Source organism: Candidatus Protochlamydia phocaeensis (assembly GCF_001545115.1).
GTDB lineage: Bacteria > Chlamydiota > Chlamydiia > Chlamydiales > Parachlamydiaceae > Protochlamydia_A > Protochlamydia_A phocaeensis.
Window position 1 is genome coordinate 1 of the sequence record NZ_FCNU01000007.1, and the last position, 11,716, is coordinate 11,716.

Genomic DNA, 11,716 nt, shown 5'->3' on the forward strand with positions numbered 1-11,716 from the left:
TTCGGCTTCCATCAAATAGCTCATCGGCTACAAAATCCATGCTCCAACACTCATTTTTGCAGCTTGCCAAGTTCGGCAATAGACGAGTCTTAAGACTGACCCTTCTTTTGGGAATCTTATTCCTCATTTTTGTATAATCTATAAACCCGCTTATGATTGATCTTCCATCCCTCTCTTTGCAATAGCGTATGAATACGCCTGTAGCCATATCTCACTCGTATTGAAGCAATTTCTTTAATTTTTAGCGTCAAAACAGCCTGGTCTCGCGCAACTGATTTATAGTAAAAGGAAGACCGATGAATCTTTAAAACCTTGCAAGCCTTCCTTTCGCTTAGTTTATAGTTATAGCAAATTTGCCTGACTAAAACTCGCTGACGAGCAGGCTTTAAAGCTTTTTTGAAAGAACATCCTGTAAAATCTGGCGATCTAAAGTCAGATCCGCCACCAGCCTTTTCAGACGGCTGTTTTCTTCTTCAAGCTGTTTAAGCCGTCTTACTTCTGATGGCATCAATCCACCAAATTTGCTTTTCCATTTATAAAATGTGGCTTCCGCTATTCCCATCTTGCGACAGATCTCAGAAACGGCTGTTCCCATTTCTGCTTGTTTCAAGGCAAATGCAATTTGCTCATCTGTAAACTTACTTTTTTTTCATATCAATCTCCCATTTTAAATGTCTTTATTCATAAAATTTTTCTCATTTAAAATGGTCCAGATTTTCGGGAACAGACCACAAATAGCTTAAAGATCAAAGAAATTGAGGTGCGCTCATACACAACTTTTGACAATATCTCTTTCCAGATTTGCTTTACCTGAATGCTTTCATACGCTTTTGACAAACACAAAATGCAATATTGATATGCCTTTCAATACTGAGACATTTAAAATATTTAACAATTTTCTCTTTAGAGGCCACATGTCCAATTTTTGGAGCTATTTTGCATGGTTGATTAGCTTTAGGATTCAGAGTGCTTTTGTTCTTCTTGTTTTAGCCTTTCAAGAGCTTCTTCATACGTTTCCTTGATTTTATCTTTATAGGACAATTGCTCTGGAGTATTTGTTAAATACATAATTACTCCTTCAGATGCAGCTACCGCACCAATATAAGGAGCAAAAATTTCCTTTCCATTAGAATCATAGTTAATAATTCCTAAACTAATATTACTTGGAGAGAAGGGATAATCTAACAGGTAGGGTCGTAAGGATTCATCCGAGTTAATATCTGTTAAAAATTCTTCTGCACATGCAACAATTAATCTTCTAGCTTCTTCTTGAGTTAAAGGCTCGCCATACCTGTGAAAATCAAGGATCATTAATCGCAGCCCATAAACGCCTCCAGCCCCAATAGCACTTGGCGACAAGCCATATTTTTGTCCGATTCGTTTTCCTGATTTATTTATTAAGGCATAGCAAAGTTTACCTTCTTCGAACAATCCTGAATTAAAAAGAGAACAACCAAAGATTCCCCCTAATAGAAGAATGCAAGCTAACTTCATTAAGATCTTCATGTAATTATTTAATATTTCAGGATTTAATGAATAAAACGATGACTATTACAAGCATTTGAATCGACTAACCTAGCGATTCAAATGAATAACTACCCTAATAAGCAAAGTATGTGATTTATTATTCTTAAAATGGGATTTTCTGGTGCCTTTCTAAAAATTTATTCCTAGCTAGATAGCTTTTTAATTATTTTGATTATGCGTTTGCTCTTCTTGTTTTAGCTTTTCAAGGGCTTCTTCATAAGTTTCTTTAAATTGAGAATTTTCATTTAACTGATCAAGAATATAAGTTACATAGCGAATATTACCCCTAGATAATGATACAACTCCAATATAAGGTTCGTAAATATCTCTTCCTTTATTGTCATAACTAAAAATAGATACATCTATATTTCTCTCAGAAAAAGGGAAATCCATTAGATATGACGTTAATTTTTCATCGGAGTTAATATCTTTTAAAAACTCCTCCGCACATAATATAATCAATTTTCTGGCTTCTTTTTGAGTTAAAGGCTCGCCATACCTGTTAAAATCAAGGATCATTAATCGCAGCCCATAAACTCCTCCAGCTCCAATACCGCTTGGTGACAAGCCATACTTTTGTCCGATTCGCTTTCCAGACTTTTTTATTAAGCCATAGCAAAGTTTACCTCCTTCCGACAATCCTGAATTAAAAAGAGAACAACCAAAGATTCCCCCTAATAGAAGAATGCAAACTAATTTCATTAAGATTTTCATGTGATTATCTAAATACTTCAGGATTTAATGAATAAAGCGATGACTATTACAAGCATTTGAATCGCTAGGATAGCCGATTCAAATGAATAGGCATCCTGATCTATAGATCACGCATACCGTATAAAGCTTGCTGTGCATCTAGATGTCCCTGTTCAGATGCTTTTGATAACCAAAAAACTGCCTTATCGGTATTTTTTTTAACACCTATACCTGCCTTATATAGCATGCCCAAGCCAAATTGAGCCTGTGCGTTATTTTGTTCTGCTGCTTTTGTAATCCATTTGATTGCCATGTTGTAATCTTGCTTAACTCCCTCTCCTTTTAAATACATGATGCCTAATTCTAATTGAGCTAGATCTTTTCCTTGCTGAGCTGCTTTTTCAAAAAAATTGGCCGCTTCTAAGTAGTCTTGCTGAACTCCTAGTGCTAAAAAATACATGATACCTAAATGATATTGAGCACCTGCCTCATTCTGTTCAGCTGCTTTCTTGAACCAATTAAATGCTCTTTCATAGTCCTTTTCTTCTTTATAATAACTTAAACCAATCATATATTGAGCAAAAGCTTCGTTCTGTTCTGCTGCCTTGGCTAACCAGGAGCGACCTTTCTTTAAGCTTTTTCCAATCTGCTTTCCTTCTAAATAAAGCATTCCCAATAGAATCTGAGATTTAGAATGTCCCTGTTGAGCCGACTTTTCTAAGCAGATAGCAGCTTCTTTTAATTTATTTTCTCTCCAATAAGAGACGCCCTTTAAATAGTCAATTTCGGCATTTCCTTCGTCTGTATATTGTTCCAAATTCTTAGCTGCTTCGCTAAATTTCTGTTGGCCAAGGTATGCTTTCGTCTGTTTTATAATCTCTTCTGGAGGCTTATTTTCTTCAGCATGACAAATCGAAACAAAAGAGAAAATTAGACTTAAGTACAGGCATGGTTTGTTGTGAAATAACATGAAATTTCCTTATTCATAAGTATTTTCAGGTAAAAAAATTCGGTATCTTTCTTTAATAGAGGCTAGATATTCAGTTTTGAAGCGGTCTTGCATGGTTGATTAGCTTTAGGATTCAGAGTGCTTTTGTTCTTCTTGTTTTAGCCTTTCAAGAGCTTCTTCATACGTTTCCTTGATTTTATCTTTATAGGACAATTGCTCTGGAGTATTTATTAAATAAGTAATTATCCCTTCGGATATCAATACAGTACCAATATAAGGAGCGAAAGTTCGCTCTCCCTTAGAATCATAATTAATAATCGCTATACTAATATTATTTGGGGAGAATGGATAATCTAACAGATAGGGTCGTAAGGATTCATCCGAGTTAATATCTGTTAAAAACTCTTCTGCACATGCAACAATTAATCTTCTAGCTTCTTCTTGAGTTAAAGGCTCGCCATACCTGTGAAAATCAAGGATCATTAATCGCAGCCCATAAACGCCTCCAGCCCCAATAGCACTTGGCGATAAGCCATATTTTTGTCCGATTCGCTTTCCAGACTTTTTTATTAAGCCATAGCAAAGTTTACTTCCTTTCGACAATCCCGAATCAAAAAGAGAACAACCACAGATTCCCCCTAATAGAAGAATGCAAACTAATTTCATTAAGATTTTCATGTGATTATCTAAATACTTCAGGATTTAATGAATAAAGCGATGACTATTACAAGCATTTGAATCGCTAGGATATTCTGATTCAAATGAATAACCACCCTGACCTTGACCCACTTTTAGGCCCATTATCACATAGGATTAGACTTGCTCTGGTCTTGGCCAAATAAATCTTGAATAGGCACATAAACCTGCTGCTTGATCTCAATGGCAACAACAGATAATTTAAATAAAATAGTTATTCAATTTTACTTGCTTCACTTCTAATTTTCTCTAGTGCCTCTCTATAATTTTCTTTCAAAACACATGTAAGAGAATATTTTTCTTCTGAATCACTCTGATAATAAATAATTTGCCCTTTATTCACTCCTGCACTGAAAAGACCTGGAGGGAATGATTGATACCCCTTTTTATCCAAAAAAATAATTGACAAATCAAGATTGTTTTCTGAAAAAGGATAATCTCTTAAGTAAGATTGAAATTCTTCTTTGCCATTAATTTCTTTTAAAAATTCTTCAGAAAATAGGATTATCATCTTTCTAGCTTCTTCAATACTCACAAGATCTCCTTTTCGGCTAAAGCCTGCAGTCATTAACCAACAGAGACCATTTATATCTCCTCCCCCAATAGCACCTAAATCCACTCCATACTCTTTATGCATTCGTTCACCAAATTGTTTAATAAAGGCATAAGACATACGGCTCTTTTCAGAAAGCCCGTCATTCATAGAACAGCTAACCATAAAAAAAAGGAATGTAATAAATAGCAAACCGCATATTTTTCTCATAAAATTATTGCTAACCTTAACTCATTTTTAGGCCCATTATCACATAGGATTTCTTGTTAATTTGGACTTGATCCAATTTCCAGATTTGCTTTACCTGAATGCTTTCATACGCTTTTGACAAACACAAAATGCAATATTGATATGCCTTTCAATACTGAGACATTTAAAATATTTAACAATTTTCTCTTTAGAGGCCACATGTCCAATTTTTGGAGCTATTTTGCATGATTGATTAGCTTTAGAATTCAGTGTGTTTTTGTTCTTCTTGTTTCAACTTTTCAAGGGCTTCTTCATAAGTTTCTGTAAATTCATCTTTATAAGCTAGTTGCTCAGGAATATTTGTTAAATACATAATCATTCCTCCAGATAACGCTACAGCACCAATATAAGGAGAAAAAATTTGTTTTCCATTAGAATCATAATTAATAATCGCCATACTAATATTATTTGGAGAGAAAGGATAATCTAACAGGAAAGGCCTTAAGGGTTCATCCGAGTTAATATCTGTTAAAAATTCTTCTGCGCATGCAATAATTAATCTTCTAGCTTCTTCTTGAGTTAAAGGCTCGCCATACCTGTTAAAATCAAGGATCATTAATCGCAGCCCATAAACTCCTCCAGCTCCAATACCGCTTGGTGACAAGCCATACTTTTGTCCGATTCGCTTTCCAGACTTTTTTATTAAGCCATAGCAAAGTTTACCTCCTTCCGACAATCCTGAATTAAAAAGAGAACAACCAAAGATTCCCCCTAATAGAAGAATGCAAGCTAACTTCTTTAAAATTTTCATTGATATCTAACCTTTTTAAAATTAACTCTTATAGAATCTTGAAAGGTTGGACTTTGACAACCATGATCATGCCAATCTGCATCAGAATGTGGATTTAAGTATATAATTGATTCATGGCAACGTATCATACCAATAGGATCAGCAAGAGGAACAAAATCTCTTTTACTTAATATATGGAAAACACTCTTGCATAATCCAGGATCAATATATCCTCCGGGCGCTAGCGCTATTACATCAATTCTTTGCCTTAAGTCCTCAGGGAACATAGCTAAACCATTTCTTGTATAACTTACACCACGACTATGAGGGATCATCGCAATTCTGTTATCTAGAGAACTCTTAAGAAAATTGTCCCACTCTTTACACATAACATCAACTGTTTCATAAGCCTTAAAACGGTAATGATTTTGAGAATAATAGTATAAATCCATCACGGGCCCGAACGAAGGCGAATAAATACCCATAACATTATAATTTAATGTTTTCGAAAGGTGAATCATATTTTCGATGCATTCTTTCTTACTCGTATTTATTCCATTTGAATAATAAACGCGAAAGTTTGGATCTTCTGGAAAATTAAATGCTTTACCTGTTTCCGGATCGATAAAGCCATCATTTAAGTTAAACACTGTAGACTGCTTATGATAAAAAGAATCTGGAATAGGGCGAGTTTGATCCCAATAATCTAACAATCCATCCTCTATGGGATAAACTTTATTTGATTCACATTTTGCCGACTGAATAGGAAGATTAATGGGATCTTGCATTGCATAGTTCATAAAGAAATTAATTGCAATTGGGAGCAATTCGGTAAACAGCCCAAACTGATCGTGGTAAATTAACGGGCTGTTATGCACATAGGCATATAGGTTAGGGCCGTCTTCAAAGCCGGCGGGATCCGCCGTCACCCAACGCCCTAAATCCGGATCATAGTAGCGCAGGCCAAATGCCACAAAGCCTGTCTCGCCATCCCAGCGCTTGTTGGCATAGCGCCATGGATTGCCTGTCAGGGATTCCGACAGCACTTGATCTGTAGAATCTAGAATTTGCGTTTCTCCAAAAGCTGTATAGCGATAGCGCTCAACCACTTGTCCTTGCAAATCCAGCAAGCAAGCGACATGGCCAAATAAATCTTGAATAGGCACATAAACCTGCTGCTTGATCTCAATGGCAACAGCCGGACTGCGCTTGCCTTTGCTAAGCAGCTTCAATTCAGTGATTGCTCCATTCTCCCATGCGCCAATTTCTTCCTGGCCTTGATAGAAGAAATGCTGGTCAGGCCTGCCCTCTTGCCTTTTTGTCAGCCTGCGGTTAAAGGCATCATAGGCATAGCGAATCACCATTCCTTCTTTAGAGACTTGAACAAGCCTGTCCAAGGCATCGTAAGTATAAGAGGTGGTCTCTGTACCCGTCTTTCGTTGAATTAAATTACCGTTGGCATCATAGCTATAGTGCTCTTCTCCCCGCTGGATAAGTTGGTTGAGCGCATTCAAGACATGCACTTGGCCGTCTTTCAACCTGCGATTGGCTAAAGAGTCATTTTGATAGGTATGTTGGACATGCCCGGCTTCCGCTTTGATTTGATAGAGGTCGTCGTATTGGAAGGAGTAGTCCAGCCCTTGCGCCTGATACTGGCGAAGGTTTCCAGCTGCGTCATAGCCGCCGGCAGGAACGCTCTGCCTTAAAGCATCTGCTTGAATACCTGTGCATCGGTTCAAGGCATCATATTGATAATGGATACCGCCATTTTGCCCGACTAGTTGCGCCTCTGTGGTCAATCCGGATAGGTTATGAAAGGATTCAATGTGCGAATAGAGGCGCTTGCCTTCCTTGAGACGATGAATTTCTTTAAGGTCAAGGGCATTGTAGACATACTCGATGCCGGTCTGGTCCGGCAAAATGACAAAGCGCGCCCGCCCGGCCCGATCAAAGCAATAGGCTAGGTTAAGGCCGTTGCCCAGTTTCTCGCCGATCACTTGTCCCAGGCTATCATAAGCGCGCTCGGTTGCCGTTTGGTGAATCAAGTCCGTGACCTTTACAATCTGATTGCTTCGATTATAGTCATAGATATACCAGAGTGTGCCATCCGAGGAACGCATGCTCTTCATGCGGCCTTCGGCATCATAGTCATAAAATAGGATGGTCCCATCCGGCTTGATCTTTGCGGCTTGCTGCCCAAATTCATTATAGCTATAACGCGTGATCTTCTGCTCCGGCTGCCAGGCGGCTTCAACCAGGGCTTCAACTTGATTGTCCAGCGTATAGAAATAAATGGTCTCGATTGCGCGCTGGAACTGTCCTTCAAGGATCACTCCATCGATCACGCGCACTTTATTGCCGCATAGGTCATAAAAGATATGCTGGTGGGCTGTCAGCACGCCAAAAGGATTGAGCCGCTTTTCGTCGACTAGGCGGTTGGCTGTATCATAGGTATGAATGATTTGATAGCCCAATGGATCGGTCGTTGTCGTTTGCAAGACATATTGCTGATATTCATTCAAGAAGGCTGTATTATATACAACATGCGTCATCTGCCCCAATGCATCGATGATTTTAACCGGATTGCCGTGCGCATTGTATTCAGTTAGCGTGACCTGATTGCCCGATTGCACAAGCGTTTTATTGCCGCGGCAATCATAGGCAAAGCGGTCGACATGCAAAACAGTTCCATCGGGCGCCTCAATGCGTTCTTCCGTAATGCGATCCAATAAATCATAGGCTTTGACATAGCGACGGAAATCTTGCGGCTGATCGCCGGTCAGCTCTTTGATTTCGACCAAGCGGCCTAGCGTGTCATAAGTATGCTCTTTGCGCTGGTCTCCTTTCACGAGAACGCTTAGGCGCCCGGCGCTATCGTATTCATAGGTTGTCAGCAAGCCTTCTTCATCTATGAAAGACAGCATATGAAAGGCATTGTAATCCCATGCCCGGCATTTTAAGATTTCGCCATTAGCGGCGTATACCGTCTCGGTTAAGACGCGACCTTGGTAGTCGCGCAGGTAAGCCGTGCGTTTGCCGTTTTTCTCCACTTTTTGCCAAAGCTGGCCATCTAATCGGTAAAAGAATTGCTCTTGCGATCCATCCGGATAAGTAATGCGAAGAGGCTGCCCGCGGATATTATACTCTGTCCTTGTGACTCTTCCCTTTGCATCCGTCACGCAAATGGGATTGCCTGCAACATCATACTCCTTCCTAATCACCGGATGCTCAAGCTCACCCCTTTCATTGGCAATGGCAGGCAGATGAATGGCCACCACGCGGCCTAAATCGTCATACTCCTGTACCGTTTCATGGCCATAGGGATTGACAGCCGCAATGCATTGGTTCAAGTAATTATAGCGGTTATGGGTGACAAAGCATTTGCCATCGGTATGTTTCTCCTCTTGACGTATGAGGCGGTTCGCCTGGTCATACGTATTGGCAATGCAATAGTCCAATCCGGGGCCCTGCTGGGATGCCAGATTGCCATATTCATCATATTTCCTTGTAATCGTCTCTCCCAAGGCGTTTGTTTCCCGGATGGCGTGGCCCTGGGCATCATAGTCCCAAAACTGCGAATAGACATATTGTCCGTTGCTATCGAAAATATCCTGCTTCAGAAGATGGCCTTCCGTGGAATAATGACATCCGGTTCGCTTGAGGAGTTTCTCCGTTCCGGAATAAGGATCCAGATACATCTCATCGATCCGCTCGGGCAGTCCGACGGGCATGGCCATGCGCGGAAAATAGTAAGTAATATGCCTCTCTTTAAAGCCTGTCAGATCATTTTCATCGCGGCTTGTGCCGTTATCGATGATTTTTTTAATCATGACGCCATTGTGATCATAATGGTAAAATTCACGCAGGCTAATTTGGTGGTTCACATAAGTGAGCTTAGAAGCAAGCAAGTCTGTTTTTGACTTATCCGGGTTTGTTTTATAAGTATAGCGGATGACCGTCCCATTACTATCTTCTTCTTTTTTAAGCAGGTTTAAACCGTCATCGGAATATTTATAAAATTTCCTTTCGCATTCGTAGCCATTATTCTTCGGCAGCTGGCTTTCATTTAATTCAATGTCCGGGCAAGGCAGACCTGTCAAGCGGCCGCATAGGGCTTTGACGGTCACATTGCCGCTTTCATCATAGGCAAAATAACGTCCATGATGGACACGGCCATCTTTATCTTTCAGGTATTTGCCAAGCAAAAACCCTTCATAGGGCGTCTCTTCTTTTCCCCAGACATACCCTTCCGTACTGTAGGGTGCGTAATCCGCTGTTCCCGTGTACTTCAAATGAGACTTCAAGCGATGGTTTCTATCGAAGGCATAGGTCTGCTTATGCCAATAGGCATCATAGACATTCGTTTTGCCGTCTAGCAGTTCCTCTTCGCCATGCGAATTTTTCTTCCGGTTGATATGATACTCAAAACGGTAAATGGGAATAAGTTCGCCGTCCTCGCCGACAGGCGCCCGCAGCCGTTTGACGCGGTCCAAGCGATAATCTTTCTTCTCCAATGAAATCGAGCCGATAGCCCCGCCGACATGATTAGTCGTCCTGTGGTAATAATCAACAGCCAGCATACGGCGACCGGCGATCCATTTATGAGAGAGGTTGAGATACTTATCGGATTCCCTCTCGCTATATTCATAACGCTCGGAAAGCATATGCGGCTTGGTTACTTCTTCAAGGTAATACGCGATAGGATATTCGTGCGGCTTGTGCTTATGAAACTTATAGCGGATGGATTTGCCATCGCTTGTTTTCAGATCAAGCGTTAAATGATCTCTAAATTTTCCAGGCTGCTTAAATTCTAAATAACTGTAATCTTGCTGGGTCGCCAAATTCCGGCAGGTAATTTTTTTCGTATGGAATTGGATATCTCCTTGCTCATAAAGAATAGCCGCCCCGTTGATTTTATACTCGGCTGTCTGGTGATATATTGTACCAGCATTTATCACAGCCCGTTTGTGATAATAGCGGATATGGCCGGCTCCGGAGACAATCTGCATGTATTCTTGCCCACCGAAGAAGAACACTTTTTGGTTTTTGATATTCGTCTTTCCGCTAATTTCATCCCCTCCATTCGTCAATCCTTTCGGGACAACTAACTGCGGCTCTACCGGACGCTTCTTCAGCTCGCTTTTCGTCAGCAGATCATGCTCATAAGTCAACCGCGCGCCGGACGACTGGGCGAGGATGAAAGATAGACATTTCGTATTTCGTTTGTCCGGATGCTGGGAAAAGCGTTCTGCGACACAGCTTATATCGCGCTGATTCGTACTCCATCCTCCCCCACCCCAACCGCCTATATCTTGGCTGGAATAAAAACGGCTCATCACAAGCGGTTCAGGGCCGGCTAAAACAGCATCGGTGCTTTGATCGACAAATTCGCCTGTAATAACACAGACGGATTGGTTGACAAGATTGGACGGCAAACCTTCTGTCGTTGCCACCGAACTCGAACCCGTCGGAAGCGAGCTTTCCTCTTCTGCAAAGAGGAAAACAGCGGCAAAGATGAAATAACTCAGAATGAATTGGCGGATTGCATGCATGAATAACCTTCCAAATTACACTTCAAATTTGAATTTAAATGGTAACGACCATAAAGAGGCTATTCAAAGCTGTCAACCAAATTTTAATTTACCAACAGGGCTGCTAGTAAGCAGAAAGAATATTAAAATTTATTTAAATTACATTGTGAAGCCATTTTTAGGTTTCCCAATGGCATGGCTGAAGTGTTTAAAACTTTTAAATGGGATGGAATATTTAGAACGTGTCTAGATGAATATTGGCTAGAAACTTTTATTCTCCTGTGTTTCCGAATTTAATTTCAGGGCTCTGATTGCTCTATACAAATTTTTTGTGAGAAAAAGAGCGGGGATTGCTGACGATCCCAATACGACTAAAGGAAATCCATTTCTATAGAATTTAAAACAATCAGTCCTAAAATATTCGCTAGATTTTGCCTAGAAATATTTGAAAAAGAACCACCTTAATTTTTGCCGCGAGATAATTCGAAAAGCCTTTTTTTATTACCTCCCTGCCCTTTAATTACATCTAAATGGTTATATGCTTGTGCAAAATTACCGCTAGATCTAGTGATAATCCCTTTTATTTTTTCAGAATCTTTAAGGGCTAAAAGCGCATTAAAAGCCCCTCTGATTTTGAAGCTCTTTGTTAATTGCTCATTTTCTAGCTTTAAAAAAACTTTGTACGTGCTCTTAAGCTCTTTTTCTAATTCTTTGCATCTAATCAAAGGAGTTTTCTTTATGTAAGACTTTATAGAAGCCATTGCCATTCGAAAGTCATCAAGAAGAAG

At 40.0% G+C, this 11,716-nt stretch carries 10 protein-coding genes and 1 pseudogene; 1 reads left to right on the forward strand and 10 read right to left on the reverse strand.

Annotation, left to right across the window (positions count from 1 at the left end; translation table 11 throughout):
- Positions 1-116 precede the first annotated feature (116 nt).
- The 9 genes and pseudogenes from BN3769_RS15200 to BN3769_RS00910 form a co-directional block, all read right to left on the reverse strand.
- Positions 117-353 (reverse strand): IS3 family transposase, encoded by a 237-nt coding sequence (locus BN3769_RS15200; RefSeq protein ID WP_079989353.1) that lies wholly within the window; start codon positions 351-353, stop codon positions 117-119.
- Positions 354-385: 32 nt separating this feature from the next.
- Positions 386-637, reverse strand: a pseudogene (locus BN3769_RS00875) (transposase); the annotation flags it as partial.
- A 317-nt stretch (positions 638-954) separates the two neighbouring features.
- The gene (locus BN3769_RS00880) at positions 955-1,494 is read right to left on the reverse strand and encodes a hypothetical protein (protein WP_068466621.1); all 540 of its coding nucleotides are present in this window, start codon (positions 1,492-1,494) and stop codon (positions 955-957) included.
- A gap of 192 nt (positions 1,495-1,686) precedes the next feature.
- A complete protein-coding gene (locus BN3769_RS00885) occupies positions 1,687-2,241 on the reverse strand; it encodes a hypothetical protein (RefSeq protein ID WP_068466623.1) in 555 nt (184 codons plus the stop codon).
- A 100-nt stretch (positions 2,242-2,341) separates the two neighbouring features.
- Complete coding sequence (locus BN3769_RS00890; protein WP_068466625.1) at positions 2,342-3,190, reverse strand: tetratricopeptide repeat protein; 849 nt, start codon at positions 3,188-3,190, stop codon at positions 2,342-2,344.
- A gap of 105 nt (positions 3,191-3,295) precedes the next feature.
- A complete protein-coding gene (locus tag BN3769_RS00895) occupies positions 3,296-3,847 on the reverse strand; it encodes a hypothetical protein (protein ID WP_068466627.1) in 552 nt (183 codons plus the stop codon).
- Positions 3,848-4,079: 232 nt separating this feature from the next.
- Positions 4,080-4,568, reverse strand: coding sequence for a hypothetical protein (locus BN3769_RS00900; RefSeq protein ID WP_154017764.1), 489 nt, complete (start codon positions 4,566-4,568; stop codon positions 4,080-4,082).
- Positions 4,569-4,866: 298 nt separating this feature from the next.
- Entirely contained in the window at positions 4,867-5,418 is a 552-nt protein-coding gene (locus BN3769_RS00905) for a hypothetical protein (RefSeq protein WP_068466630.1), read from the reverse strand.
- Positions 5,415-10,949 (reverse strand): RHS repeat-associated core domain-containing protein, encoded by a 5,535-nt coding sequence (locus BN3769_RS00910; protein WP_068466632.1) that lies wholly within the window; start codon positions 10,947-10,949, stop codon positions 5,415-5,417. Before BN3769_RS00910 ends, BN3769_RS00905 begins: the two co-directional genes overlap by 4 nt.
- On the opposite strand from BN3769_RS00910, the gene BN3769_RS00915 reads away from it, so the two are divergent.
- Positions 10,948-11,178 (forward strand): hypothetical protein, encoded by a 231-nt coding sequence (locus BN3769_RS00915; protein WP_068466634.1) that lies wholly within the window; start codon positions 10,948-10,950, stop codon positions 11,176-11,178. The two genes, BN3769_RS00910 and BN3769_RS00915, sit on opposite strands and share 2 nt — an antisense overlap.
- Before the next feature lie 211 nt (positions 11,179-11,389).
- Here the strand turns inward: BN3769_RS00915 and BN3769_RS00920 are convergent, their stop codons facing one another.
- On the reverse strand, positions 11,390-11,695 hold the full coding sequence (locus BN3769_RS00920; RefSeq protein WP_068466637.1) for a pyridoxal-phosphate dependent enzyme: 306 nt from the start codon (positions 11,693-11,695) through the stop codon (positions 11,390-11,392).
- Positions 11,696-11,716: the final 21 nt, after the last annotated feature.

What these genes read in the sequence shown, in the direction of transcription:
- BN3769_RS00880 (WP_068466621.1), bottom strand. Translation starts at nt 1,494, where the DNA reads ATGAAGTTAGCTTGCATTCTTCTATTAGGGGGAATCTTTGGTTGTTCT.
- BN3769_RS00885 (WP_068466623.1), bottom strand. Translation starts at nt 2,241, where the DNA reads ATGAAAATCTTAATGAAATTAGTTTGCATTCTTCTATTAGGGGGAATC.
- BN3769_RS00890 (WP_068466625.1), bottom strand. Translation starts at nt 3,190, where the DNA reads ATGTTATTTCACAACAAACCATGCCTGTACTTAAGTCTAATTTTCTCT.
- BN3769_RS00895 (WP_068466627.1), bottom strand. Translation starts at nt 3,847, where the DNA reads ATGAAAATCTTAATGAAATTAGTTTGCATTCTTCTATTAGGGGGAATC.
- BN3769_RS00900 (WP_154017764.1), bottom strand. Translation starts at nt 4,568, where the DNA reads ATGAATGACGGGCTTTCTGAAAAGAGCCGTATGTCTTATGCCTTTATT.
- BN3769_RS00905 (WP_068466630.1), bottom strand. Translation starts at nt 5,418, where the DNA reads ATGAAAATTTTAAAGAAGTTAGCTTGCATTCTTCTATTAGGGGGAATC.
- BN3769_RS00915 (WP_068466634.1), top strand. Translation starts at nt 10,948, where the DNA reads ATGAATAACCTTCCAAATTACACTTCAAATTTGAATTTAAATGGTAAC.
- BN3769_RS00910 (WP_068466632.1), bottom strand. Translation starts at nt 10,949, where the DNA reads ATGCATGCAATCCGCCAATTCATTCTGAGTTATTTCATCTTTGCCGCT.
- BN3769_RS00920 (WP_068466637.1), bottom strand. Translation starts at nt 11,695, where the DNA reads ATGGCAATGGCTTCTATAAAGTCTTACATAAAGAAAACTCCTTTGATT.